The organism is Bradyrhizobium sp. USDA 4341, from assembly GCF_054063755.1.
The window spans coordinates 9,115,004-9,139,264 of the sequence record NZ_JBSSGO010000002.1; the positions used below are offsets into that span (position 1 = coordinate 9,115,004).

The 24,261-nt window shown below is 65.0% G+C and carries 22 protein-coding genes; 14 read left to right on the forward strand and 8 right to left on the reverse strand.

The genetic code is table 11. The features are described 5' to 3' along the window. Nucleotides 1-27: 27 nt before the first annotated feature. From urtE to ACVIGB_RS48350, 3 genes are all read left to right on the forward strand, one after another. Nucleotides 28-717, forward strand: coding sequence for an urea ABC transporter ATP-binding subunit UrtE (gene urtE, locus ACVIGB_RS48340; protein WP_050400072.1), 690 nt, complete (start codon nucleotides 28-30; stop codon nucleotides 715-717). A gap of 25 nt (nucleotides 718-742) precedes the next feature. Then, nucleotides 743-1,972 (forward strand): formamidase, encoded by a 1,230-nt coding sequence (fmdA, locus tag ACVIGB_RS48345; RefSeq protein WP_173641970.1) that lies wholly within the window; start codon nucleotides 743-745, stop codon nucleotides 1,970-1,972. 100 nt (nucleotides 1,973-2,072) lie between these two features. After that, nucleotides 2,073-2,420, forward strand: coding sequence for an FmdB family zinc ribbon protein (locus ACVIGB_RS48350; RefSeq protein ID WP_173641971.1), 348 nt, complete (start codon nucleotides 2,073-2,075; stop codon nucleotides 2,418-2,420). Between the two features lie 117 nt (nucleotides 2,421-2,537). On the opposite strand, the gene ACVIGB_RS48355 is transcribed toward ACVIGB_RS48350, so the two are convergent. The 5 genes from ACVIGB_RS48355 to ACVIGB_RS48375 all read right to left on the reverse strand — a co-directional run bounded on the left by ACVIGB_RS48355 (nucleotide 2,538) and on the right by ACVIGB_RS48375 (nucleotide 7,365). After that, on the reverse strand, nucleotides 2,538-3,323 hold the full coding sequence (locus tag ACVIGB_RS48355) for an ABC transporter ATP-binding protein (RefSeq protein WP_456723949.1): 786 nt from the start codon (nucleotides 3,321-3,323) through the stop codon (nucleotides 2,538-2,540). Then, nucleotides 3,320-4,093 carry an ABC transporter permease gene (locus tag ACVIGB_RS48360; RefSeq protein ID WP_456723948.1) on the reverse strand — a complete coding sequence of 258 codons (774 nt, stop codon included), beginning with the start codon at nucleotides 4,091-4,093 and terminating at the stop codon, nucleotides 3,320-3,322. The genes ACVIGB_RS48355 and ACVIGB_RS48360 overlap by 4 nt, the downstream gene beginning before the upstream one ends. A 78-nt stretch (nucleotides 4,094-4,171) precedes the next feature. Beyond that, nucleotides 4,172-5,116, reverse strand: coding sequence for an ABC transporter substrate-binding protein (locus tag ACVIGB_RS48365; RefSeq protein WP_456723947.1), 945 nt, complete (start codon nucleotides 5,114-5,116; stop codon nucleotides 4,172-4,174). Nucleotides 5,117-5,266: 150 nt separating this feature from the next. Further along, nucleotides 5,267-6,010, reverse strand: a complete 744-nt coding sequence (hutC, locus tag ACVIGB_RS48370) for a histidine utilization repressor (protein ID WP_092125371.1) — start codon at nucleotides 6,008-6,010, stop codon at nucleotides 5,267-5,269. Then, nucleotides 6,007-7,365: a formimidoylglutamate deiminase gene (locus tag ACVIGB_RS48375; RefSeq protein ID WP_456723946.1), complete on the reverse strand. Its 1,359-nt coding sequence runs from the start codon at nucleotides 7,363-7,365 to the stop codon at nucleotides 6,007-6,009. Before ACVIGB_RS48375 ends, hutC begins: the two co-directional genes overlap by 4 nt. 84 nt (nucleotides 7,366-7,449) lie before the next feature. On the opposite strand from ACVIGB_RS48375, the gene hutI reads away from it, so the two are divergent. From hutI to hutU, 3 genes are read left to right on the forward strand one after another with little or no spacing between them, the layout of a single operon-like run. Next, nucleotides 7,450-8,664: an imidazolonepropionase gene (hutI, locus tag ACVIGB_RS48380; protein ID WP_456723945.1), complete on the forward strand. Its 1,215-nt coding sequence runs from the start codon at nucleotides 7,450-7,452 to the stop codon at nucleotides 8,662-8,664. Further along, nucleotides 8,661-10,241 carry a histidine ammonia-lyase gene (gene hutH, locus ACVIGB_RS48385; protein ID WP_456723944.1) on the forward strand — a complete coding sequence of 527 codons (1,581 nt, stop codon included), beginning with the start codon at nucleotides 8,661-8,663 and terminating at the stop codon, nucleotides 10,239-10,241. Before hutI ends, hutH begins: the two co-directional genes overlap by 4 nt. Beyond that, nucleotides 10,238-11,908 (forward strand): urocanate hydratase, encoded by a 1,671-nt coding sequence (hutU, locus tag ACVIGB_RS48390; RefSeq protein ID WP_456723943.1) that lies wholly within the window; start codon nucleotides 10,238-10,240, stop codon nucleotides 11,906-11,908. The genes hutH and hutU overlap by 4 nt, the downstream gene beginning before the upstream one ends. 47 nt (nucleotides 11,909-11,955) lie before the next feature. Here the strand turns inward: hutU and ACVIGB_RS48395 are convergent, their stop codons facing one another. Together ACVIGB_RS48395 and ACVIGB_RS48400 are read right to left on the reverse strand one after the other, a co-directional pair. After that, complete coding sequence (locus ACVIGB_RS48395; protein WP_456725253.1) at nucleotides 11,956-13,158, reverse strand: ABC transporter substrate-binding protein; 1,203 nt, start codon at nucleotides 13,156-13,158, stop codon at nucleotides 11,956-11,958. A gap of 54 nt (nucleotides 13,159-13,212) precedes the next feature. Then, on the reverse strand, nucleotides 13,213-14,352 hold the full coding sequence (locus ACVIGB_RS48400; protein ID WP_456723942.1) for an acyl-CoA dehydrogenase family protein: 1,140 nt from the start codon (nucleotides 14,350-14,352) through the stop codon (nucleotides 13,213-13,215). Between the two features lie 82 nt (nucleotides 14,353-14,434). Between ACVIGB_RS48400 and ACVIGB_RS48405 the strand changes: the two genes are divergently transcribed. Genes ACVIGB_RS48405 through ACVIGB_RS48420 form a run of 4 tightly spaced genes read left to right on the forward strand, consistent with a single transcriptional unit; the run spans nucleotide 14,435 to nucleotide 19,624 of the window. After that, nucleotides 14,435-15,301, forward strand: coding sequence for a FadR/GntR family transcriptional regulator (locus ACVIGB_RS48405; RefSeq protein ID WP_456723941.1), 867 nt, complete (start codon nucleotides 14,435-14,437; stop codon nucleotides 15,299-15,301). Nucleotides 15,302-15,358: 57 nt separating this feature from the next. After that, nucleotides 15,359-16,168 (forward strand): enoyl-CoA hydratase/isomerase family protein, encoded by an 810-nt coding sequence (locus ACVIGB_RS48410; RefSeq protein WP_244549896.1) that lies wholly within the window; start codon nucleotides 15,359-15,361, stop codon nucleotides 16,166-16,168. A gap of 14 nt (nucleotides 16,169-16,182) precedes the next feature. Continuing rightward, nucleotides 16,183-18,420: an acyl-CoA dehydrogenase family protein gene (locus ACVIGB_RS48415; RefSeq protein ID WP_456723940.1), complete on the forward strand. Its 2,238-nt coding sequence runs from the start codon at nucleotides 16,183-16,185 to the stop codon at nucleotides 18,418-18,420. A 10-nt stretch (nucleotides 18,421-18,430) separates the two neighbouring features. Next, complete coding sequence (locus ACVIGB_RS48420; RefSeq protein ID WP_456723939.1) at nucleotides 18,431-19,624, forward strand: CaiB/BaiF CoA transferase family protein; 1,194 nt, start codon at nucleotides 18,431-18,433, stop codon at nucleotides 19,622-19,624. 20 nt (nucleotides 19,625-19,644) lie between these two features. Here the strand turns inward: ACVIGB_RS48420 and ACVIGB_RS48425 are convergent, their stop codons facing one another. After that, nucleotides 19,645-20,139, reverse strand: coding sequence for a MarR family winged helix-turn-helix transcriptional regulator (locus ACVIGB_RS48425; protein ID WP_456723938.1), 495 nt, complete (start codon nucleotides 20,137-20,139; stop codon nucleotides 19,645-19,647). A 197-nt stretch (nucleotides 20,140-20,336) separates the two neighbouring features. Between ACVIGB_RS48425 and ACVIGB_RS48430 the strand changes: the two genes are divergently transcribed. The 4 genes from ACVIGB_RS48430 to ACVIGB_RS48445 are packed head-to-tail and all read left to right on the forward strand — an operon-like array spanning nucleotide 20,337 to nucleotide 24,222. Continuing rightward, nucleotides 20,337-20,663: a hypothetical protein gene (locus tag ACVIGB_RS48430; protein ID WP_456723937.1), complete on the forward strand. Its 327-nt coding sequence runs from the start codon at nucleotides 20,337-20,339 to the stop codon at nucleotides 20,661-20,663. Between the two features lie 13 nt (nucleotides 20,664-20,676). Then, nucleotides 20,677-21,996 carry a Rieske 2Fe-2S domain-containing protein gene (locus ACVIGB_RS48435; protein ID WP_456723936.1) on the forward strand — a complete coding sequence of 440 codons (1,320 nt, stop codon included), beginning with the start codon at nucleotides 20,677-20,679 and terminating at the stop codon, nucleotides 21,994-21,996. A 12-nt stretch (nucleotides 21,997-22,008) separates the two neighbouring features. After that, the gene (locus tag ACVIGB_RS48440) at nucleotides 22,009-22,971 is read left to right on the forward strand and encodes a PDR/VanB family oxidoreductase (protein ID WP_456723935.1); all 963 of its coding nucleotides are present in this window, start codon (nucleotides 22,009-22,011) and stop codon (nucleotides 22,969-22,971) included. 27 nt (nucleotides 22,972-22,998) lie between these two features. Further along, a complete protein-coding gene (locus ACVIGB_RS48445) occupies nucleotides 22,999-24,222 on the forward strand; it encodes an ABC transporter substrate-binding protein (protein ID WP_456723934.1) in 1,224 nt (407 codons plus the stop codon). Nucleotides 24,223-24,261 lie beyond the last annotated feature (39 nt).

Here is a 24,261-nt window from a genome sequence, read left to right on the forward strand (position 1 = left end):
CATGGGCAAGAACTAAGGAACACCGCGATGCTTGCAATCAATGATCTTCATGTCGCCTACGGCCAGAGCGAGGTGCTGCACGGCCTCAACGTCTCGGTCGCGCCCAACGAGATCGTCGCGATCATGGGCCGCAACGGCATGGGCAAGACCACGCTGATGAAGTCGCTGATGGGCATCCTGCCGGCCAAGAGCGGCAAGGTGACCATGGACGGCACCGAGCTCGGCGCGATGAAGAGCTACGAACGGGTGGCGAAGGGGCTCGCTTATGTGCCGCAGGGTCGCATGATCTTCTCCACCATGACGGTGAAGGAGAATATCGAGACCGGGCTCGTGGTGTCAGGCGGCTCCGAGGTGCCCGGCGACATCTATGAGCTGTTTCCGGTGCTGCTCGAGATGAAGGGCCGCCGCGGCGGCAACCTCTCGGGTGGGCAGCAGCAACAGCTCGCGATCGCCCGCGCGCTGGCGACCAAACCGAAGGTGCTGCTGCTCGACGAGCCGACCGAAGGCATCCAGCCGTCGATCATCAAGGACATGGCGCGCACCTTGAAACGGATCCGCGATGAACGGGGGTTGTCGATCGTCGTCTCCGAGCAGGTGCTCAGCTTCGCGCTCGACATCGCCGACCGTGTGCTCGTCATCGAGAACGGCGAGATCGTCCGCGACGATCCGCGCGCCAGCGTCGATGCCGCACAGATCTCGAAATACCTGTCCGTCTAACCAGTAAACGAAGGGGAGCATCTCGATGCCTGATACACTGATCAAGGTCGATCTCAGCAAGTCGGCCTATGAAAACGACAAGATTCACAACCGCTGGCATCCGGAGGTTCCGATCGTCGAGTGGGTCAGCCCCGGCGACGATTTCATCATCGAGACCGTCGACTGGACCGGCGGCTTCATCAAGAACAACGATTCCGCCGATGACGTGCGTGACATCGATCTGTCGATCGTGCACTTCCTCTCCGGCCCGATCGGCGTCAAGGGCGCCGAGCCCGGCGATCTCCTCGTCGTCGACCTGCTCGACGTCGGTCCCTTGAAGGAAAGCCTGTGGGGCTTCAACGGCTTCTTCTCCAAGCAGAATGGCGGCGGCTTTCTCACCGACCATTTCCCGCTGGCGCAGAAGTCGATCTGGGACATCAAGGGCCTCTACACCTCGTCGCGTCACATCCCGGGCGTGAACTTCGCCGGCCTGATCCATCCCGGCCTGATCGGCTGTCTGCCCGACGCCAAGATGCTGGCGGCCTGGAACAAGCGCGAAGCCGAGCTGATCGCGACCAACCCGACCCGTGTGCCGGGTCTCGCCAATCCGCCGTTCGCGCCGACCGCGCATGCCGGCCAGGCCAAAGGCGACGTCAAGGCCAAGATCGGTCTCGAGGGCGCCCGCACCGTGCCGCCGCGCGAGCATGGCGGCAACTGCGACATCAAGGATCTGTCGCGCGGATCGAAGATCTACTTCCCGGTCTATGTGCCGGGCGGCGGGCTTTCGATGGGCGATTTGCATTTCAGCCAGGGCGACGGCGAGATCACCTTCTGCGGCGCTATCGAGATGGCCGGCTGGCTGCACATCAAGGTCGACATCATCAAGGACGGCGTCTCGAAGTACGGCATCAAGAACCCCGTATTCAAACCGTCGCCGATCACGCCGAATTACAAGGACTATCTGATCTTCGAGGGCATCTCGGTCGATGAGGCGGGCAAGCAGCACTATCTCGACGTCCACATCGCCTATCGCCAGGCCTGTTTGAACGCGATCGAGTATCTGAAGAAGTTCGGCTACTCTGGCGCCCAGGCCTATTCGATCCTCGGCACCGCGCCGTGTCAGGGCCACATCTCGGGCGTGGTCGACGTGCCCAACGCCTGCGCCACGCTGTGGCTGCCGACGGAGATCTTCGACTTCGACGTCATGCCGTCTTCGGCGGGACCGATCAAGCACATCAAGGGCGACGTGCAGATGCCGATCTCGCCCGACAAGTGATCCTTTAGGTGATCCCTGCGCGAAGGATGCGGGACGGCTGCGTATTGGCCGCCCCGCATCCATCGCCGGATGTCACAACGACTGCGCAAGGATTAAGGAAATGCCGATCTACGAATATCTCTGCAACGATTGCGGCCCGTTTACCGACATGCGGCCGATGGCGGAATGCGATCTGCCGCAGGACTGCCCGCAATGCGAAACGACGTCGCCGCGTGTGATCCTCACTGCGCCGGCGTTCTTCTGCATGCCCTCCGACAAGCGCAAGGCGCACGCCACCAACGAGCAGAGCCGGCACGCGCCGAAGACGCTCGATCAGTACAAGGCCGCGCACGGCCCAGGCTGCGGCTGTTGCTCCACGGGAAAGAAGAAGCCGGCGCGGCTGATGACCAAGACCAAGAGCGGCGCCAAGGGCTTTCCGACCGCGCGTCCCTGGATGATCAGCCACTAGAGCGTTTTCGAGCGAAGTGGATACCGGTTCGCGTTGAGAAAGCGCGTCAAGACAAAGGCCCAGAGCCCCGTTCCGATCCAATCGGAACGGGAAAGGCTCTAGAGGGGTGGCTGATCGTCAGGCCTGTTCGGCAACTTTCAAGGCCTCGGTGCGGATCTCCTCGACCAGCCGCTCCTTCAGGGCGACGAACTCCGGCGTGGTCTTGATCTTGTAGGAACGGGGATGCGGCAGGTCGACCGTGATCTCGGCCTTGATGCGGCCGGGACGCGCGCTCATGACGATGACGCGGCTGCCGAGGAAGATCGCCTCCTCGATATCGTGGGTGACGAACAGCACCGTCTTCTGGTCGCGCTCCCAGATCCCGAGCAGCATCTCCTGCATCAATGCGCGCGTCTGGTTGTCGAGCGCGCCGAACGGTTCGTCGAGCAGCAGGATCTTCGGATCGTTCGCCAGCGCGCGGGCGATAGCGGTGCGCTGCTGCATGCCGCCCGACAGCTGCTTGGGCCAGTGGTTCTCGAAGCCCGATAGCCCGACCCGGCGAATGAAGGCGTCGGCGATGTCATGGCGCCCTTGTTGCGGAACGCCGCGCTCGCGCAGGCCGAAGGCGATGTTCTCGCGCACGGTCAGCCACGGAAACAGCGTGTAGGACTGAAACACCATGCCGCGGTCGGCGCCGGGGCCGGTGACCTCACGCCCATCGAGCGTGACGCGTCCGCTGGTTGGCCGGTCGAGCCCGGCGATGATCCGGAGCAGGGTGGACTTTCCGCAGCCTGAGGGGCCGAGGATAGTGACGAAGTCATTGTCGCCGACATCGAGCGTGGTCGGCTCGAGCGCTCTTGTCGGCGCGTTGCCTGCGCGGGCGGGGAAGGTTCGCGAGACCTGTTCGATCCTGAGCGAGGTCATGCGAGCTTCCACGGGAACAGCCAGGCGTTGAAGGCCTTGAACAGGAAATCGGAGATCAGGCCGATCAGCCCGATGACGATGATGCCGAAGATGATCTGGCCGGTGTTGAGCAGCGCCTGGCTGTCGGTGATCATGTGCCCGATGCCGGACGATGAGCCGATCAATTCGGCCACGATGACGTAGGTCCAGGCCCAGCCGAGCACCAGCCTCAGGATCTCTGCGATCTCGGGCGCCGCGGAGGGTAGCAGCACGCGGCGGATGACGCCGCTGTCGCCGGCGCCGAGCGTGTAGGCCGCTTCGACCAGGTCGCGCCGTGTGGCGCCGACGGTCACGGCCACCATCAGGATGATCTGAAACACCGCGCCGATGAAGATCACGAGCAGCTTTTGCAGCTCGCCGATGCCCGCCCACAGGATCAACAACGGGATGAAGGCCGATGCCGGCAGATAGCGCGCAAAGGATACGAAGGGTTCGAGAAAGGCCTCGACCGGCTTGTAGGCCCCCATCAGCACGCCGATCGGCACCGCGATGATAGCGGCAAGGGCAAAGCCGCCGATGACGCGCCAGATCGTCATCCCGATGTCGAACAGAAAGCCTTGCTTGGCGAGCAGCTCATAGCCTTCCTGCACCATGGTCAGTGGGTTGGCGAGGAATGTCTTCGATACATGGCCGCCGAACGTCGCCCAGGACCAGAGGGCGACGAACAGCACGAAGAAGGCGAGGCCGTAGACCACGCGCTGCTTCGATGTTGTGGGTTCGAGGGGACGCATCAATTGATCCGGGCGTATCTCATGCGCCAATCCCGCCCGGCTTGTCGCGGGGCGGGACCGGCCGAAATGATGGCTGCGTTACTTGATGAAGCTGGCGTCGTAGATGTCTTCAACCTTCGGCGCGGCCTTGATGATGCCGACCTCGAGCAGGAGTTCCGCGGCATCCTTGTTGAAGCTGAGGAAGTCGCCGGCGAAGAATTTCTGGTTGGCGGCCTTGTCCTGCCAGCGCAGGTACTTTGCCGAGTTGCCGAACTGCTCGCCGGACTGCTTCACGTCCGCGCCCATGATCTCATAAGCCTTGGCCTGATCCTTGGCGATCATGTCGATCGCCTCGAAATAGCTGTCGGCCAGCGCCTGGGCCGCCTTCGGATTGTCGGTGAGGAATTTCGGGGTGCAGCCGAACGTGTCCATCACGATCGGATAGTCGAGCGTGGTCGCGATGATCTTGCCCTTGTCGGGGGCGGCGCGCACGGTCGACAGATAGGGCTCGTAGGTCATCGCGGCGTCGTTCTGGCCGGAGACGAAAGCCTGCGCCGCGGCGGCGGGCTCCAGATTGACCACGGTGACATCCTTCACCGAGAGGCCGTTCTTCTTCAGCATCCAGGCCAGCGCGAAGTAGGGCGAGGTGCCCGGCGCCGATGCCGCGACGGTCTTGCCCTTGAGGTCCTTGATCGCGGCGACGTCGTTGCGCACGGCCATGCCGTCGGCGCCATAGCTCTTGTCGAGCTGGAAGATCTGCTTGGTCGCGACGCCATTGGCGTTCCAGGAGATCCAGGTCTCGACCGTCGTCGCCGCGCACTGGATGTCGCCCGAAGCGATCGCGAGATGGCGGTCCTTCTGCGGAATCTTCTTCAAGGTCACGTCGAGGCCGTTCTTCTTGAAGATGCGGGCCTCCTTGGCGAGCGTCAGCGGCGCGAAGCCGGTCCAACCGGAGATGCCAACGCCGACCTTGACGTCATCCGCGAACGCGGCGGTGGACGCGAGCAAGGCTGCGATTGCGGGCAATAGCTTGAACGAACGCATGATTGTCGACCCCTTGGACAATGGATTGAACCCTGTTGATGTCTTCACGTCAGTGATGTCTTCACGTCAGTCGCGGCGGATTGCCGCACGGAGACGTTGGTGGATGAGTAGCCCATGATGCATTGCATGAAATATGCCGCGCAAGCCGTCTCAGCCTCCCTTGAAGCGAGCCACCAGCCGGTGCGTCTCGCCTGGATAATGCAACCGCACCGCCGTTACCGTCCGTGCGCTGCGCCAGGTGTAGCGGTCGATCACGAGGCAGGGCGCGCCGACCGCGATGTCGAGCGCCTTCGCCGTGCGATCGTCCGCAACGACTGCGCTGATCGTATGTTCAGCCTCGGTCCACGGCACATGATGCAGCAGCCATGATCCCGGCGGTTCGCGGGCAAAGTCTGCCGTCGCGGCCTCCGGAACCGTGGAGAGATCGATCAGCCTGTCCTCGACCGCAAACGGCACATTGTCGGCGCTGTGCCGGCAGGCAATCGCGATCACCTTGCCGGCCGTGCTCACGCCGAGCCGGGCGCGATCGGCCGCGGTCGCGGTGCGCCGCCGGCAATCGATCAGCTGATAGCCGTAGCTGCGGCCGAGCGCCGTGATCTCGGCGCGCATGTCGGCGATCTTGAGCACCGCCGACAGATGCTGTGGACGGCGTACGAATGAGCCGGCACGCCGCCGCCGCTCGATCAAGTCGGCCTGTGCCAGTTCCGACAGCGCCTTGTTCACGGTCATGCGCGAGCAATGATAGCGCTCCATGAGCTGGTGTTCGAAGGGGATGCGGTGGCCCGGTGGCCATTCGCCGGTCAGGATCCGTGTCTCGATATCGAGCCGGATCCGCTTGTAGAGCGTCGGCTTTTCGGCTGCGCGCGGCTTGGCTCGATCGGAAGCGAGGCTCATGCGACGAGCCTCCGGACGCTGGCATTGAACCGCTCGCGCGCCTTGTCGCGCAGCCGGTGCCGGCCGCCTGTGACCAGTTTGTCGCCGCCGGCCCAGACGCAGTCGATCGCGTCGCTTCCGGACGCAAACAGCCAGCCGTCGAGCACGGCATCGCTTGATCGTCCCGCCAGGGATGGGTGTGCGGTATCGAGGGTGACGATATCGGCGCGGGCGCCAGGTACGAGGCCAGCATTGGTCTGCGCCAGGGCCTGCGCGCCGCCCGCGAGCGCGTGATCGAACAGGGCACGGCCGGTGGATGCGCCCGGAGGTCCCGAGAGCACGTTGCGCTCGCGGTGCTTCAGCCGCTGGCCGTATTCGAGTTGGCGAAGCTCGTCGGCGACGCCGACCAGGACGTTGGAATCGGTTCCGATGCCGAACCGGCCGCCCGCGGCAAGGAATTCGCGCGCCGAAAAGATGCCGTCGCCAAGGCTTGCTTCGGTGACCGGGCAGAGGCCGGCAACGGCGCCGCTGCCGGCGAGCGCAGCGACTTCCCGTTCCGTCATGTGGGTCGCGTGAATCAGGCACCAGCGACGATCGACGGGCGCATGTTCGAGCAGCCATTGCACCGGCCGCTGCCCTGACCAGGCCATGCAGTCCTCCACCTCGCGCACCTGTTCGGCGGCGTGGATGTGGATCGGGTCGGTGCCGGCAAGCGGAATGATCGCCGCGAGCTCATCGGGCGCCACTGCGCGCAGGCTGTGCGGGGCGATGCCGATGTTCGCGCCAGGCAGTTTTCGAATTGCCTCGCGCGAGGCAGCCATCAGCGTGGCGAACTGATCGACCGAGCAGATGAAGCGACGCTGCCCGGCATGCGGTGCTGCGCCGCCGAACGTGCCGTGGGCATAAAAACTCGGCAGTAGCGTGAGTCCGATGCCGGACGCCTCAGTCGCCTCCGCAATGCGCACGGCCATCTCGGCCGGATTGGCGTAAGGCGAGCCGTCCGGATCATGATGGAGATAGTGAAACTCCCCGACGCGCGTGAAGCCGCGCTCGAGCATCTCGACATAGAGCAGGGTCGCGACGGCCGCGACGTCGTCTGGCGTCATCGTCAGCGCAAAGCGATACATCGTCTCGCGCCAGGTCCAGAACGTGTCGGTCGTATCGCCGCGCAGTTCGGCAAGGCCGGCCATGCCGCGCTGAAACGCGTGGCTGTGCAGGCTAGCCAATCCCGGAACCGCCATTTGGTGACGTTCGTCGCCCGCGGCGGGGGGCACGCCTGCCGTCACCGAGGCGATCGCGCCGTCGGTGACCACGATTTGCACGTCATTGGCCCAGCCCGAAGGCAGCAGCGCGAATGCGAAATGCAGTCGTGTCATTTTTCCATGCCGGCTGGACAGAACCCGGACACGATTATATGTCTAGACATATAAGTCAAGCATCCCACCTCGGGGGACAATCGCATGGCAGAGCGTTTCGACCGCATCTGGCACAATGCCCGGCTCGCCACGATGCGCGGCGATGGCGCCGATCTCGGCGAGATCGAGCGCGGCCTGATCGCGGCGCGCGACGGCCGCATTGTCTATGCAGGCACGCAGTCGGACTTTCCTGTGGATGTGGACGCCGCGGAGCGGATCGATTGCGGCGGCCGCTGGATCACGCCCGGGCTGGTGGATTGCCACACGCATCTCGTCTATGGCGGCAACCGCGCGCACGAGTTCGAGCTTCGCCTGAAAGGCGCGAGCTATGAGGAGATCGCGCGCGCGGGGGGCGGCATCGTCTCGACCGTTGCCGCGACGCGTAGCGCGACCGAGGCCGAGCTTGTCGCCGGCGCACTGCCACGGCTGGACGCGCTGATCGGCGAGGGGGCAACCACCGTCGAGATCAAGTCCGGCTATGGCCTTAACGTTGAGACCGAGATGCGGCAACTTGCGGCGGCACGCAGCCTCGGCCGCCTGCGGCCGGTTGCGATCCGCACATCCTTTCTGGGGGCGCACGCATTGCCGCCCGAAGCCAATGGCGACAAGGACCGCTACATCGATCTGGTCTGCAACGAGATGCTGCCGCCGGTGGCCAAGGCCGGCCTTGCCGATGCCGTCGACGGCTTCATGGAAGGCATCGCGTTTTCCGGAGAGCAGACGGCGCGGGTGTTCGCGGCGGCGCGTGCGTTGGGGCTACCTGTCAAGCTGCACGCGGACCAGCTGTCGAATCTCGGCGGTGCCGCGCTCGCCGCAAAATTCTCCGCGCTATCGGCCGATCATCTGGAGCACACCGATGAAGCCGGCGCCGCCGCGATGGCCAAGGCCGGCGCGGTCGCGGTGCTGCTGCCCGGTGCGTTCTATTTCATTCGCGAAACGCAGAAGCCGCCGGTCGAGCTGTTCCGCAGCCACGGCGTGAACATGGCGCTGGCGACCGACTGCAATCCCGGTAGCTCGCCGCTGACCTCGCTTCTACTTACGATGAACATGGGCGCAACGCTGTTCCGGATGACGGTCGCCGAGTGCCTCGCCGGGGTGACGCGGGAAGGGGCGCGTGCGCTCGGCATGCTCGCCGAGACCGGTACGCTGGAGGCCGGCAAATGGTGCGATCTGGCGATCTGGGACATCGAGCGCCCCGCCGAGCTGGTCTACCGCATCGGCTTCAATCCGTTGCACGGCCGGGTGTGGAGGGGCCAATGAGCGATCCAGATGTCCCCATTGTCGTGAAGCCCGGAACCGTCCGCCTCGACGTGCTGGCGCGCGTGCTTGATGGTGCACCCATCGTGCTCGATCCATCGTTCTGGCCGCGCGTCGAGGCGGCCGCGGGGATCGTGGCGAAAGCGGCGCATATCGACGTTCCCGCGTACGGTATCAATACCGGCTTCGGGAAGCTGGCATCGACGCGCATCGCACCCGACCAGACCGCGCTGCTTCAGCGCAACCTCATCCTGTCGCATTGCTGCGGGGTCGGGCCGGCTACGCCCGAGCCGATCGTGCGCCTGATGATGGCGCTGAAAGTGATCTCGCTCGGCCGCGGCGCGTCCGGCGTGCGCCGCGATGTGATCGAGCAGTTGCAGGGCATGCTGGCGCGCGGCGTCTCACCGCTGGTGCCGCAGCAGGGCTCGGTCGGCGCCTCCGGCGATCTGGCGCCGCTCGCCCATATGACCGCCGTCATGATCGGGGAGGGGCGGGCATTCCTTGATGGCAAGATCGTGGCGGGTCATGACGCGCTTGCCGCTGCCGGTCTCGCGCCGCTGACGCTCGGCCCCAAGGAGGGGCTCGCGCTGATCAACGGCACGCAGTTTTCGACTGCCTACGCGATTTCCGGCCTGCTGCGCGCGCATCGCCTTGCGTGTGCCGCACTGGTGACCGGTGCGCTGTCGGTCGATGCGGCCATGGCATCCACCGTGCCATTTCGTCCTGAAATCCAGGCGTTGCGCGGCCATGATGGACAGATCGCTGCGGCCGCCACCCTGACCGCGCTGCTCGACGGCAGCGATATCAGGCAATCGCATCTCGAAGGCGACGAGCGGGTGCAGGACCCGTATTGCCTGCGCTGCCAGCCGCAAGTTGCAGGCGCGGTGCTCGACCTGCTCGTGCACGCCGCGCGCGTGCTGACCATTGAAGCCAACGCCGTGACGGATAACCCGCTGGTCCTGGTCGATACAGGCGAGATCGTCTCAGGCGGCAATTTTCATGCTGAGCCGGTGGCCTTCGCTGCCGATCAGATCGCGCTGGCGCTCTCGGAGATCGGCGCCACCAGCGAACGTCGGATCGCGACCCTCGTTGATCCTGCCTTGAACTTCGGCTTGCCGCCGTTCCTGACACCCGAGCCCGGCATCAATTCCGGGTTCATGATCGCCGAGGTGACGGCGGCGGCGCTCTATGCCGAGAACAAGCAGCGCGCGATGCCGTGCTCGATCGATTCCACGCCGACCAGCGCCAATCAGGAGGATCACGTCTCGATGGCCGCGCATGCCGCGCGCCGGCTGTCCGATATGGCCGACAATCTTGCGGCCATCCTCGGCATCGAGCTTCTGGTCGCGGCGCAAGGCATCACGCTGCGCGCCCCGCATGCGACCAGCGCGCCACTCGCTGCGGTCATTGCCGCGTTGCGCGAGCATGTTCCGGCGCTCGGCGCGGACCGCTACATGGCCGACGATCTCGCGCGCGCCGCGTCGCTGATCGAAGCCGACGCGTTGCCCGCCGCTGCGCTCGCGGTCCTTTCGTCCGATCCGTTTCCAAACTTGCTTAGCCGACAGGGACATCCGTCATGAACCGCCGACTGGATAACGAACGTATCATCCGTGCTCCCCGCGGCACCGACATCAGCGCGAAGAGCTGGCTGACGGAAGCGCCGCTGCGCATGCTGATGAACAATCTGGACCCTGATGTCGCCGAGCGTCCGAGCGAGCTCGTGGTCTATGGCGGAATCGGCCGTGCGGCGCGCGACTGGGAGAGCTTTGATCGGATTGCCGCCTCCTTGCGCAAGCTCGAAGGCGACCAGACGCTGCTGGTGCAATCCGGCAAGCCGGTCGGCATCTTCCGCACCCATGCGGATGCACCGCGCGTCCTGATCGCGAATTCGAACCTGGTGCCGCATTGGGCGACACTCGATCATTTCAACGAGCTCGACCGCTTGGGCCTGATGATGTTCGGCCAGATGACGGCAGGCTCCTGGATCTATATCGGCAGCCAGGGCATCGTGCAGGGGACCTATGAGACGTTCGTCGAGGTCGGCCGCCGGCACTATGGCGGCAGCCTCGCCGGCAAATGGATCCTCACGGCGGGCCTCGGCGGTATGGGTGGCGCCCAGCCGCTGGCCGCGACCATGGCCGGCGCCTCGATGCTCGCCGTCGAATGCCAGCCGAGCCGCATCGAGATGCGGCTGCGCACGGGTTATCTCGACCGCCAGGCGACGACGCTCGATGAAGCGCTGGCGATCATCGCCGACGCGGCCAAGACCCGGAAGCCCGTTTCGGTCGGCCTGCTCGGCAATGCGGCCGAGATCTTTCCGGAGTTGGTGCGCCGCGGCGTGCGGCCGGACATCGTCACCGACCAGACCAGCGCGCATGATCCGATCAACGGCTATCTGCCCAAGGGATGGGCGCTCGCCGAATGGGAAGAGCGCCGCGCCGCCGATCCGAAGGCGGTCGAGATGGCAGCCAAGAGCTCGATGGTCGATCATGTGCAGGCCATGCTGGATTTCCACGCGCAGGGAATCCCGACGCTCGACTACGGCAACAACATCCGCCAGATGGCCAAGGACATGGGCCTGAAGCAGGCGTTCGACTTTCCGGGTTTCGTTCCGGCCTATATCCGTCCGCTGTTCTGCCGCGGCGTGGGGCCGTTCCGCTGGGCGGCGCTGTCGGGCGATCCCGAGGACATCTTCAAGACCGATGCCAAGGTCAAGGAGCTGATGCCCAACGATAGCCATTTGCACAACTGGCTCGACATGGCGAAGGCGCGCATCAAGTTTCAGGGGCTGCCGGCGCGGATTTGCTGGGTCGGGCTCGGCGATCGCCATCGCCTTGGCCTTGCCTTCAACGAAATGGTGGCGCGCGGCGAGCTCAAGGCGCCGATCGTGATCGGCCGCGATCATCTCGACAGCGGCTCGGTGGCAAGTCCGAACCGCGAGACCGAGGCGATGCGCGACGGCTCGGACGCGGTGTCCGATTGGCCGTTGCTCAACGCGCTGCTCAACTGTGCGAGCGGCGCCACCTGGGTGTCGCTGCACCACGGCGGCGGTGTCGGTATCGGCTATTCGCAGCACGCCGGCATGGTGATCGTCGCGGACGGTACGCCGGAGGCGGCGCGCCGGCTCGAGCGCGTGCTGTGGAACGATCCGGCGACGGGGGTCATGCGCCACGCCGATGCCGGCTATGAAACCGCGATCGAATGCGCCCAGGCCAATAGCCTCGATCTGCCGAGCTTGCGCGCCTGAGATGACGTTGGCGAGAAGCCGCTGATGACGGTTCTCGCCAACCCGGCTCAATCGGCCGACAGCGGCTCGCCGGTCAGCGACCAGCTCTCGCCATCGAACGTCGCGATCCGCAAGGTCCTGAACGGCGTATAGTCGCCGGGCCGGGTGCCGATCGAGACGCCCGGCAGCATCATCGGCAGTCGCTCGCCGCTCAGCGACGTCGCCTGCTTGATCAGGTTTTCGCGGGTCAGGTCGTCGCCGCATTTGCGCAAGGCCAGCTCCACGGCGTGCACATTCATATAGGCAACCAGCACGGAATAGTCGTCCGGGTTGGCCGAAGCCGCGTATGTCTTCAGGAAATCCTTGTAGGCCTTGACCTCGTCGTCATTGGCCCAGGCCGGGTCGCCCGGCTGCTTGAGGAATTGCGTGGTGACCAGCCCCTTCGATGCTTCGAGGCCCGCGGGCTTCAGGATGGTCTCGACCGAAGCCGTCGAGCCGCCGATCACGTGCAGCGGCTTCCAGCCGAGCTCGTAGACCTTGCGGATCGATTGCGCCGCGGCCTTCGACGACGACTGCTCGATCAGCGTATCGACCCCGGCAGCCTTCAGCTGGACGATCTGCGAGTCGATCGTCGGGTCGGCAAGTTCGTAGGAGGCCTGGGCGACGATCAGCTCGGCCTTCGGACCGAGACCGGCGCGGAGGCCCTTGAGATAGTCCTTGCCGTAGTCGTCATTCTGGTAGAGCACGCCGATCCTGGCGTCGGGCTTTGTGCGCAGGATGTATTTGGCGACGACGCGGCCTTCGGTTTCGAAGTCCGGATAGAGCGGGATCGTCCACGGGAACGTCTTGGGATCGTTGAAGCGGCGTCCGCCTGCGGTGATGAAGAGCTGCGGCACCTGCTTGCCGTTGAGGTATTTCTGGATCGCGACGTTGGGCGCGGTGCCGATCGTACCGACTTCGGCCAAGATGCCGACGTCCTCGATCAGCTTGCGGGATTGCTCGACCGCTTTCGGCGCGCTGTAGGCGTTGTCGAGCTGGGTGAAGTTGATCTTGCGACCGTTGATGCCGCCTTTCGCGTTCAGCATCTCGAAATAGCCGACCACGGCGCGCCCGGCGCCGGCGCCGAAGGCGGAGGCGGGGCCGCTGAGCGGCGTCGATTGGCCGAGCTTGATCTCGGTATCGCTGGCGCCGGGTCCATAGGCTTTCTGCGCGTAGGCGGGCGCCGCCAGCAGGGCCGACAGCGCGACGGCCGCCAACGCCCGGTCGATGATGTGGTTCAAGGTCGTTCCTCCCTGTAATTCGTTTCTTGTTGCAATCGATCTGCGCTAGCGTAGCAACTCGCGGGCAATCACCACGCGCTGGATCTGGTTGGTGCCTTCGAAAATCTGGGTCAGCTTGGCGTCGCGCATCATGCGTTCGACCGGGTAGTCCATGGTGTAGCCGTAGCCGCCGAAGATCTGGACCGCGTCGGTCGTGACCTTCATGGCCATGTCGCTGCCGACGCATTTGGCCATGCTGGCAAGCACGTTGAGCCGCTTCCAGTCGCCGGCATCGCCGGCGCGGGCGCATTCGTAGACCAGCGCACGGGCCGCCTCGATCTGCATCGCCATGTCGGCGAGCATGAACTGCACGCCCTGGAACTCGGCGATCGGCTGCTTGAACTGCTTGCGTTCCTTGGCATAGGCGACGCACGCATCGAGCGCGCCCTGGGCGAGGCCGACCGACTGTGCGCCGATGGTCGGGCGGTTGAGGTCGAGCGCGCGCATCGACGCGCGAAAACCCTTGCCTTCCTCGCCGACAAGGTTTTCGGCCGGGATCCAGACATTGTCGAAGAAGATCGGGGTATTGGGGGCGCCGCGAAACCCCATCTTGCGCTCGTGGCGGCCGAACGTGATGCCCGGCATCTTCTTCGGCTCGACGATGAAGGCGCTGATTCCGTCGGCGCCGGCGCCGTCACTGGTCCGCGCCATCACCACGATGTAGTCGGCGACGACGCCGTAGCTGCACCACTGCTTGCGGCCGTTCAGGACATAGCTGTCGCCGTCCTTGCGGGCGCGGGTGTTGAGCGCGGCGACGTCGGAGCCGGCCTGCGGCTCCGAGATCGCGATCGCCGTGACCACGCCGCCCTGGGCGATGATCGGCAAATATTTCTGGCGCTGCTCTTCCGAGCCGAAATGCAGCAGCGGCATGATGAACATGGTGTTGAGCGCCGCGATCGATGCGCAGGCAGGCGAGACCTTCGAGATTTCCTCGCGCGCGATGCAGGCCATGGTCAGGTTGCCGTTGGGGCCGCCATAGCGCTCCGGCACCCAGAGCTGCATCAATCCCATCTCGCCGAACAGCTTGACCAGCTCGAGCGGGAAGCGGTCGGTCTCGTCGATTTCGGCGGCGATCGGCGCCACATGCCTGGCGACCATCCTGCGCAAATTGTCGCGGAAGGCGACCTGCTCCTCGGAAAAACTCATACGGACTCCCCGTCTGTTTTCTTTGCCGGAAGCCAAAAAAGGGGCTTCCATTGAATGGGTGATCCATTTAATAATTCACCGCATGAGCACCAAGTCAAGCCCTCGCGCGCCGCAGCGCCCCCGCACCGCCTCGCCGAACCGCAGGGAGCGGGCCACCGATCTCCGTGCCGCCGGCTCCGCGGCCACGCCGACATTCAAGCCGATCCACACCAGGCGGACGTTCGAGGAGATCTGCGAGCGCATTCGCGAGCAGCTGGCGCTCGGCGTGCTGAAGCCAGGCGACAAGCTGCCGGCCGAGCGCGAGCTCGCCCAGCAACTCGGCGTCAGCCGGAATGTACTGCGGGAAGCGCTACGCAGCCTGGAGATGGCCGGCGTGCTTCGGCTGCAGAAGGGCGTCAAGGGCGGCGCCTTCATCCAGCAGGGCGACACCCGGCGCATGAACGAGGTCATGCGCGACATGCTGAGCCTCGGGACGATTTCGGTGCGGGAATTGTCGGAGGCGCGGGTCCACGTCCTCGACCTCGTGGTGCAGCTGGCGTGTGCAAATGCGCGAAGGGCCGACCTCGATGCGCTGGAAGCCAATATCGAGCGGACGGAGCTGGCGACGAAAGAGGGCCGGCTGCTCGACCGGGTCGAATGCTCGCGCGAGTTCTACAAGCTGCTCGCGGCATCGACCGGCAACAAGGTGATCGCGATGATCGTGGACTCGGTCACCGAGATCCACATGCGCTTCGTCTACGCCAAGGTCGCTTCCAGCGGGGTCGCGATGGCGCGGCTCGCGGAGAAGCGGCGGCAGTTCCTGGCGGCGCTGAACGAGCGAGACGTGGCGCTGGCAAGCCGGCTGCTCCGATCGCACCTCGAATCCGTGCAGCGCATGCTGGAGCAGGATCCGGGTGCGATGTCGCTTCACGTCGCATTGGCCGACGTGCAGCCCGGGATGCGCCGGTAGCGTGCCGCGCCGGCGAATAAATCAACAGCTCAGACAGCAATAACAATGGAGGCAAACGTGTCCAACTACGCCAAGTATGAATGCCTGACGGTCGAGGTCGCGGACAAGGTCGCGACCGTGACCTTGAACCGCCCAGAGGCGCGCAACGCCATCAACCAGAAGCTGATCCGCGAATTGCGGACGATCTGGGACGACCTCGCCGACGACCATGCCGTCAATGCCGTGGTGCTGACCGGCGCCGGCGACTTCTTCAGCGTCGGTGGTGACGTGAAGGCGATGTCGGAGCGGCCGGGCGGCGACGTGCTCGAAGAGGGTGAAGTGCACGATCCCATGATCAGCCGGCGCGGCGTCACCCGCCAGCTCGAGCTCGACAAGCCGATCATCGCGGCGATCAACGGCGACGCGATCGGCCTTGCGGCGACCCATGCGCTGCTCTGCGACATCACCGTGATGGCGGAGGATGCGCGGATCGGCGACACCCACGTCTCGCGCGTCGGCCTGGTCGCGGGCGACGGCGGCACGGTGATCTGGCCGCTGCTGGTCGGCATCAACAAGGCCAAGGAATTCCTGATCCGCGGCACGCTGCTGAAGGGCAAGGAGGCGGAGCGGATCGGGCTGGTCAACCATGTCGCGCCGCGCGCCGAAGTGTTGGCCAAGGCCCGCGAGATTGCGGTCGAGCTCGCCAACGGTCCGACCTGGGCCATTCGCTGGACCAAGCTGTCGATCAACCAGATCGTCAAGGAGCGCGTGAACATGCTGCTGGAGGCCTCGATGGCGCTGGAGCAGGTGACGTTCGAGACCGCCGACCACAAGGAAGCGACGATGTCGTTCAAGGAGAAGCGCAAGCCCAGGTTCGGCCAGGCGTAGCGCGGGGCCGGGCAATGACGGCGACCGAAGCGTCGAATGACGATGTTGCAGGAATGCTGCGCGATTCCTTGCGCGGCTTCCTTGACGAGCATTGGCGTCCGCGCGGCGCAACGGCGTCGTCCTCGCCGGACGAGGTGTCGGCGATCTGGCGCAAGCTGGTCGGGCAGGGCGTCGCCGCGCTCGGTGCGGAGGGCGGCGAAGGTGGGCTCGCCGAGATTCTCGTCGTCATGGCGGAGCTCGGCCGCGCCGGGTGTCCGGCGCCGATGTGGTCTGCGGCGCTCGCCAATCTTGCGATCTCCGGATCGCAGGTCGACGTCGTGGTGGATCTCTTGGAGCGGCTGCATTCCGGGAAGGCGATCGTCGCCTTCTCGTTTGGTGCGCTGGACCCCGACCCTGGCACGGGCTCGATCCAGGTCACGGACCTCAGGGCAACAGGTGTGCTCCGCTTTGTCGAGGCCGCGGGAGGCGCCACGCATCTTCTGGTCGCGCTCGATCAAGTCCATCTTGCGCTGATCGATCTTGGCGGTCCCGGTGTCGAATGCGTCGCGACCCGCGCGATGGGAGCGTGGGGACTCTCCGAGGTCAGGCTGAATGCAGCGCCGCTCACGCGCATTCCCGTCGCGACAGTCGATCTGGACGATCTCCGCATCAAGGGCAAGGCGGCGTTGACCGCGCGCGCTTACGGCGCGGCGCGGCGCGCGTTTGAGCTGGCCGTGGACTACGCCAAGGAACGACACCAATTCGGACAACCGATCGGCAAGTTCCAGGCGATCCAGCACAAGCTGGCCAACTGCCTGATCGCGCTCGAGGGCGTCAGGCTGATCCTCGAGCATACCGCCGGACTGCATGATGGCGGCGACGACGACTGGCGCTACTTCGCCGATTGCGCATCGGCGTTCTCCGGCAATGCGCTGCGGCAGGTCTCGCTGGAGACCCAGCATACATTCGGTGCGATCGGCTATGCCGAGGAGCACGAGGCGCCGATCCATTTCAAGCGGGTGCACCTCGATACGATCGCGCTCGGCGGCGCCTCGGATGCAAAGCGCAGACTTGCCGAGCGACTGCTGGATACGGGCGGCGCCGGGCTGCCGCAATACGACCTCGGGTCCGCCGGAAATGCGTTTCGCGAGCAGGTTCGGCACTGGCTCGACCAAAACTGGACCGGAGATTCGAAGCAAGGCTTCGACCAGAGGCCTTTCGCCAAGCGCGAGTTCGATGCGAGCTTCGCCCGAGGTATCGGCGAAACCGGGTGGATTGGCCTCGGATGGCCGGAGCAGTTCGGCGGCCAGGCTCGCTCTCCGCTGGAGCAGATCGCCTTCATGGAGACGATGGAGCGGGGCGAGGCACCACGGATTGGTGCGGCGATCCAGGCCAACGCGCTGATGATGTTCGGCACGCCAGAGCAGCAGCAAAAATACCTTCCGGAAATCCTGCGCGGCGAAGCCATGCACGGCATGGGTTACAGCGAGCCGCAGGCGGGCTCGGACCTCGCGGCGCTGCGCACAAGTGCGATCAGAGACGGCGATCACTGGGTGATCAACGGCCAGAAGATCTGGACCACCACCTGGTGGGGCAAGTACATGTTCCTGGCCGCGCGGACCGACAAGGATGCGACGCCGCCGCATGCCGGCATCAGCATGTTCATCGTGCCGATGGACGTGCCGGGCATCACGACCCGTCCGTCTGCGACCATGTATGACGGCACGTTTGCCAACATCTTCTACGACAATGTCCGCATTCCCGCCGAGAATTTGGTTGGCGAGGTCAACGGCGGCTGGAAGGTGCTGACCGGCGCGCTCGCCTTCGAGCGAGGGCTGGTCGGTGGCGGGATCGTCCTGAAGGTCGCGCACGCCTTCGAGCAGCTGCGTTCGCATGTGATGACCAAGGAGGGCGATCGGTCTCTGGCCGATGACCCCATCGTCTGCGACAAGATGGCGATCCTGGCATCCGAGATCGAAATCGGCCGTCTATTGATGATGCATTGTGCCGAGCTCGCAGCCGACGGCATGACTCCGCCGGAGTATGGCGCGATCAGCAAGGTGTTCTCCGGAGAGCTGATGGAGCGTTTCGGAGAGGCCGCGCTCGATATCCTCGGCATGCGCGCCGCGCTGTCCGAACAGATGCCGGGCGCGATCGACAACGGCCGCTTCGAGCAGAACCTGCGGCATTCGCTGATGTGGGTCATCAGCATCGGGACCAACGAGATTCAGCGCAGCCTGATCGCGCAACGCGCGCTCGGGTTGCCGAGATAGGAGAGATCGGATGCAGAAAGATGGCGACAGGGCGCCGCTCGCCGGGGTGCGGGTGCTGGATTTTTCCATCATGGTGGCGGGGCCCTATTGCGCGCGGCTGCTCGCCGACGTCGGTGCCGAGGTCATCAAGATCGAGCCGCCTGAAGGCGACGACATGCGGCTGCGGACGCCGCTGCGCGAAGGCCACAGCACCTATTTCGGCCAGCTCAATGCCGGCAAGCGCAGCCTGGCGCTGGACCTGAAGAACGCCGATGCCATCAAGCTCGTGCATCGCATGGTCGCGGAGGCTGACATCCTTGTCGAGAATTTCCGTCCGGGAGTGATGGACCGGCTCGGCCTCGGCTATGACGCGCTTCGCGAGATCAACCCGCGCCTGATCTATTGCTCGATCTCGGGCTATGGCCAGTCCGGCCCCGCCGCCGAGCGCGCGGCCTACGCCATGATCGTGCATGCCGAAAGCGGATTTGATACCTCGCTGATGCGCTATGCCGGCGACCGGGAGCGTCCCGCGGCCGGAGCCATTTTTGTCGCCGACATCCTCGGCGGCATCTTCGGCTATTCCGCGATCCAGACCGCGATGGTCCAGCGCGAACGCACCGGGAAGGGGCAGCGCGTCGATGTGGCGTTGATGGATTGCATGCTCAACCTGCTGGTCTATGAACTCCAGGAAGCCCAGTTCCCGATCCGCTCGCCGCGTCCGACCTATGGGCCGGTGCGCACGCGCGATGGTGATATCCTGATCGCCCCGGTCACGCCGCGCAATTTTGCGGCGCTATGTGAGGTGACGGGGCAGGACGAACTGGCAAACGATCCGCGCTTTGCGACCATTCCGGCGCGCGGTGCCAATTGGACCGCCATGATGCAGGTGATCGAAAAATGGACCGAGCGTCACACCGTCGCTGAATGCATTGCGGCGCTGGATCGCGCCGGCGTTCCCTGCGCCGGGTACCGGACGCCCGGCGCGGCGCTGACCGATGCCCATTTGCGTCAACGGGGCGTGTTTGGGACGGTCTCGGATGGCGCCGGCGAATTCGTCGGCGTCAATGCGCCATGGCAGATGTCCGGGGCCGATACGTCGATCGGAAGTCAAGTTCCCGGGATCGGCGCGCAGCGGGACGATGTGCTGTCGCGGATCCTCGGATTGTCGCCGCAGGCAATCGCGGCACTCGCCGCTGCGGGCACGTTTGGCAGGGCGCAGGCCTAGGCAGCCGGACGCCCAAAATCTCAGGTGTCGGACAGAGCGTCCGGCGGCGGAGCCTTCGCGATCGCGAGCAGGCATTTCAGGAAATGCGCGCGGTCTTCCTTGCGCAGGGGTGCCAGCATGATGTTTTGCAGCTCGGCGGCGGCGGGGATAACGGCCAGAAGCGCTTCCTCTCCCTTGGCGGTGATCTGCACCTGGAGCGAGCGGCGGTCGTCCGGATTGTTCTTCTTCGAGACCAGCCGGCGCGCGACCATCCGCTTCAGCATCTCGCTGAGCGTGTTGCGGTCGCAGCTGATCCGGTCCGCCAACACCGAGGGGGTGAGAGGACCCAATTGGTACAGCGCCATCAGCACGCCGAACTGCCGTGGCGTGATGTCGCTCTGACGCGTCATGCTTTGATAGAGCCCGTCGTAGCGGGCCTCCAGCAGCCGCAGCAGAAATCCGACGCCGCCTTCGAGTTGCCAGTCGCGCGCAATATCCGTCGCCGAACTCGTCTTCATACCCTTGTCGGCTGCCATGCCGTCGTTGGACTCCGATTTTTCGAATTCGCGTTAGCCGTTAGCAGCTTGGCCTGACGTCCTCAACCCTGCGGTGAACCGCACCCCGGCCTGTTCCCGGCACGATGCAATTGCTTTCGGCCCTTGTCAGCCAGCCGGCAATGTAGTACGTATACGTATCAAATTCGATGCGAAGACATCGTTCGGGGAGGTTGAACTTGGACCTGCGTGAGCTGCTGTCGATCCCCTATTTGCTGGAGGCCGAGGCCGTCGAAACCGAGCCTGGGCAGTGGCGGGTTCGGCTGGCCTATCCGGAGCTGGCGGGATGCACGGCGGAAGCCGCCGTCGTCGAGGACGCACTGCGGGAGCTCGAGCGGCGCCGCATCGAATTGATCGTCGGCCTGGTGGAGGAGGGCAAGCAGCCTCCCATTCCACGCAAGCCGCTCACCGCATCCGATCCGCTTTGGACCGCTCAGGATCTCGGACTGTCTGACCGCGTCGCCGCGCTTCTCGGCGGCGTAGCCGCCCCGACTACACGCAATTGAAGGAGGCAAATCCATGCTGTCGCGCGAAGACAATGAACGCCTGGTGAGGGTCGGCAAGGGAACGCCGCTCGGCGATCTGTTTCGGCTTTACTGGATTCCCTTCCTCCCGTCGGCGGACCTCGCCAAGGATGGACAGCCGAAGCGCATCCGGCTGCTCGGCGAGGATCTGGTCGCCTTCCGTGACACCGAGGGGCGGGTCGGGTTGGTCGATCAGGCGTGCCCGCATCGCGGCGCGCCGCTGATCTTCGCACGAAACGAGGATTGCGGGCTGCGCTGCGTCTATCACGGCTGGAAATTCGACGTCACCGGCGCGGTGACGGACATGCCGGCCGAGCCGGTGCGCAGCCGCCTCAAGGAGCGGGTGCGGATCAAGGCCTATCCCTGCAAGGAGCGCAACGGAATGATCTGGACCTATATGGGTCCCGACCAGGCCGAGCTTCCGCCGCTGCCGAACCTCGAATGGAATCTGGTGCCGGCCGAGCAGGTGCACATCTCGGTTCGCGTTCAGGAGTGCAATTGGCTGCAGGCGGTCGAAGGCGAGATCGACTCGGCGCACGCGCCGCTGCTGCACGGACGGCTCGACGCCCAGGGCACGACGAGCGCCTGGATCCAGAAGCGCGACCTGCGGCCGACCTTCGAATGCATCAAGCAGGACTTCGGCATGAGCATCGCCGCGCGGCGCAATTACGATGCCAACACGCTGTACTGGCGGGTCAACCAGTTCGTGCTGCCGTTCTATACGCTGGTGCCGCCGCTGTCTCCGTTCCCGGATCTGAGCGGGCACGCCTGGGTACCGATCGATGACGAGAACACACTCTGCATCATGTTCTCCTATCATCCGTCGGAACCGCTGCTGGAGAAAACGCGGCAGGTCTTCGCCGAAGGCCACAAGGGCCGCGAGAGTGGCCATGCCAGCCGCCACGCGCTGGTCCAGCATCCGGTGACGGTCCCGTATGCTGGCTACTGGACCAAATACAATCCGCAGAACGGCTTTCAATTCGACTACGAGGCGCAGCGCACCACCTGGTTCTCGGGTCTGCCGGGGCTCTGGGTGCAGGACGGCGCCTGCCAGAGCGGCGTCTCGCCGATCTTCGATCGCACCAAGGAGACGCTCTGCTCCAGCGATACCGGCATCGCGATGACGCGGCGCTTCATTCTGGAAGCGCTCGGCGCCTATCGCGATCATGCGATCAAGCCCAAGGGCGTCTCGGACCCCGACGTGTTCATGGTGCGGGCGGTGTCGCTGCGGCTGCCGCCGGAGGATTCCTGGGTCGATGTCGGCGCGCCGTTCATGCGGGCCAAGCTCGGCGCCGATTTCGGGTACGAGCTGTGAGCGCATCCCGCCATGGCTGAAATGACGCAGGACGTGCTGGTCAAGCGCATCGGCTACGAGGCCGAGCGGATCAATTCCTATGAGCTGGTCGCGCGGAGAGGCGGCGAGCTGGCGCCGTTCGCCGCCGGCAGCCATATCGATCTGCATCTGCCGAACGGCATGATCCGCAGCTACTCGCTGGTGAACGATCAGCGCGAGCGGCACCGGTATATGATCGCAGTCAACAAGGATGCCGAGAGCCGGGGCGGCTCCAGCTTCGTCCACGATTGCATGAAGGTCGGCGACATCATGACGATCTCCGGGCCGCGCAACAATTTCGCGCTGCACGAAGAGGCGGAGCATTCGGTCCTGATCGCCGGCGGCATCGGCATCACGCCATTGCTGTCGATGATCAGGCGTCTGGAAACACTCGGACGCCGCTGGGAGCTGTTCTACGCCGCGAGGACGCGCACCGCCGCCGCATTCCTCGACGAGCTCGACACATTCCGATCCGATCTTCGCTCCAGGATGCATGTCGATTTCGACGATGAGCGATCGGGGCGTCTGTTCGACCTGCCGGCGATTGTCGGAAACGCGCCGGCGCGGGCGCATCTCTATTGCTGCGGTCCGGTGCCCATGCTCGCGGCATTCGAGGCGGCGACGGCCGATCGGCCGGCCGATCACGTGCATGTCGAATACTTCCAGGCGCGGGAAGCGCCCTCAACCGAGGGCGGCTTCGACGTCAAGCTCGCGCGAAGCAATCGCACGATTGCGGTCGAGCCCGGCAAGACGATCCTCGATGCGCTGCTGGATGCCGGCATCACCGCGAACTACGCGTGCACCGAGGGAGTCTGCGGCACCTGCGAGACGCGCGTGCTCGAAGGCATACCCGATCATCGCGACCAGTTTCTGAGCAAGGAAGAGCAGGCGGCGAACACGAGTGTCATGATCTGCTGCTCGGGTGCCAAGTCCCGCACGCTCGTGCTCGATCTCTAGGATAACAACATACGACGGGTGGAAATAATGAAGTATCTTTCGCATATTGCCGGAGTGGCTCTGCTGGCCGTGTGCGCCAGTTCGCCCGCGTCGGCTGACGCTGCGCGCTCCCTCAAGATCGGCGTGCTCAACGACGCATCCGGCCCTTACTCGGACAATGCCGGCGAAGGCTCGGTGACGGCGGTCAGGATGGCTGCCGAGGATTTCATGCGGCTTCATCCGGATTTCAAGGTCGAGATCGTCTCGGCCGACCACCAGAACAAGGCGGATGTCGGCGCGGCAATCGCGCGCCGCTGGATCGATCAGGAGAAGGTCGACGCAGTCGCCGACGTGCCGAACTCGGCCGTCGGTCTCGCCGTCAACGAAGTCGTGCGCGGCACCAAGGCGGCGCTGATTGCATCGAGTGCGGCGTCCTCAGACCTGACCGGAAAATACTGCTCGCCCAACACGATCCAGTGGACGTTCGACACCTGGGCCGCCTCGCACACCATCGGTGCCTATCTCGTGCGTCACGGCGGCAAGAAATGGTACTTCATCGCGACCGACAATGCGCTCGGCAAGTCGATGGTGCGTGACGGCACGGCGGTGATCGGCGCGGGCGGCGGCACCGTTCTCGGGTCGGTCAATGTGCCGATCAACAATGCGGACTATGCCTCGTTCATCCTGCAAGCCGAGAGCTCGGGCGCCGATGTGATCGCGTTCGCGACGGCCGGCGGCGACACGGTCAGCCTGATCAAGCAGTCCGCCGAGTTCGGGCTGAAGCAGAGCGGACGCACCTTCGCGGCGCTGTTGACCACCACCAATGATGTCGAGTCGAGCGGCCTTGCGGTCGGCGAGGGGCTGATCATCACCCAGCCGTTCTACTGGGACCTCAACGAGGCCAGCCGTGCCTGGTCGGCCAGGTTCAGCGCAGGTCAGCACGGGCAATCGCCGACCGCGTTCCACGCCGGCGTCTACTCCTCCGTGCTTGCCTATCTCAACGCAGCGCTGGCGGCAGCAACGAATGACGCGCCGGCCGTGATCCAGAAGTTGAAGGAGAAGCCGATCGACGACGCCTTGTTCGGGCCGGTCGTGGTGCGCGCGGACGGCCGCGCCATTCACAACATGTACATCTTCAAGGTGAAGAGCCTGAATGCGTCGAAGAGCAAGTGGGACCTGCTGGAGCAGGTCGGCGTGCTCACAGGGCCAGAGGCGTTTCGGCCGCTCGACCAGGGCGGATGCTCGCTCGTCGAGCCGCCCAAGAGCAATTGACGACGACGGCAGCGACACTCGGATCAACACTTCTCAAAC

Bases quoted from the DNA above. Each gene is read 5' to 3' on its own strand.
- ACVIGB_RS48400 (WP_456723942.1), bottom strand. From the start codon at position 14,352: ATGAGTTTTTCCGAGGAGCAGGTCGCCTTCCGCGACAATTTGCGCAGG.
- urtE (WP_050400072.1), top strand. From the start codon at position 28: ATGCTTGCAATCAATGATCTTCATGTCGCCTACGGCCAGAGCGAGGTG.
- ACVIGB_RS48375 (WP_456723946.1), bottom strand. From the start codon at position 7,365: ATGACACGACTGCATTTCGCATTCGCGCTGCTGCCTTCGGGCTGGGCC.
- ACVIGB_RS48415 (WP_456723940.1), top strand. From the start codon at position 16,183: ATGACGGCGACCGAAGCGTCGAATGACGATGTTGCAGGAATGCTGCGC.
- ACVIGB_RS48420 (WP_456723939.1), top strand. From the start codon at position 18,431: ATGCAGAAAGATGGCGACAGGGCGCCGCTCGCCGGGGTGCGGGTGCTG.
- ACVIGB_RS48365 (WP_456723947.1), bottom strand. From the start codon at position 5,116: ATGCGTTCGTTCAAGCTATTGCCCGCAATCGCAGCCTTGCTCGCGTCC.
- ACVIGB_RS48425 (WP_456723938.1), bottom strand. From the start codon at position 20,139: ATGGCAGCCGACAAGGGTATGAAGACGAGTTCGGCGACGGATATTGCG.
- hutI (WP_456723945.1), top strand. From the start codon at position 7,450: ATGGCAGAGCGTTTCGACCGCATCTGGCACAATGCCCGGCTCGCCACG.
- fmdA (WP_173641970.1), top strand. From the start codon at position 743: ATGCCTGATACACTGATCAAGGTCGATCTCAGCAAGTCGGCCTATGAA.
- ACVIGB_RS48440 (WP_456723935.1), top strand. From the start codon at position 22,009: ATGGCTGAAATGACGCAGGACGTGCTGGTCAAGCGCATCGGCTACGAG.
- ACVIGB_RS48445 (WP_456723934.1), top strand. From the start codon at position 22,999: ATGAAGTATCTTTCGCATATTGCCGGAGTGGCTCTGCTGGCCGTGTGC.
- hutC (WP_092125371.1), bottom strand. From the start codon at position 6,010: ATGAGCCTCGCTTCCGATCGAGCCAAGCCGCGCGCAGCCGAAAAGCCG.
- ACVIGB_RS48405 (WP_456723941.1), top strand. From the start codon at position 14,435: ATGAGCACCAAGTCAAGCCCTCGCGCGCCGCAGCGCCCCCGCACCGCC.
- hutH (WP_456723944.1), top strand. From the start codon at position 8,661: ATGAGCGATCCAGATGTCCCCATTGTCGTGAAGCCCGGAACCGTCCGC.
- ACVIGB_RS48355 (WP_456723949.1), bottom strand. From the start codon at position 3,323: ATGACCTCGCTCAGGATCGAACAGGTCTCGCGAACCTTCCCCGCCCGC.
- ACVIGB_RS48350 (WP_173641971.1), top strand. From the start codon at position 2,073: ATGCCGATCTACGAATATCTCTGCAACGATTGCGGCCCGTTTACCGAC.
- ACVIGB_RS48360 (WP_456723948.1), bottom strand. From the start codon at position 4,093: ATGCGTCCCCTCGAACCCACAACATCGAAGCAGCGCGTGGTCTACGGC.
- hutU (WP_456723943.1), top strand. From the start codon at position 10,238: ATGAACCGCCGACTGGATAACGAACGTATCATCCGTGCTCCCCGCGGC.
- ACVIGB_RS48435 (WP_456723936.1), top strand. From the start codon at position 20,677: ATGCTGTCGCGCGAAGACAATGAACGCCTGGTGAGGGTCGGCAAGGGA.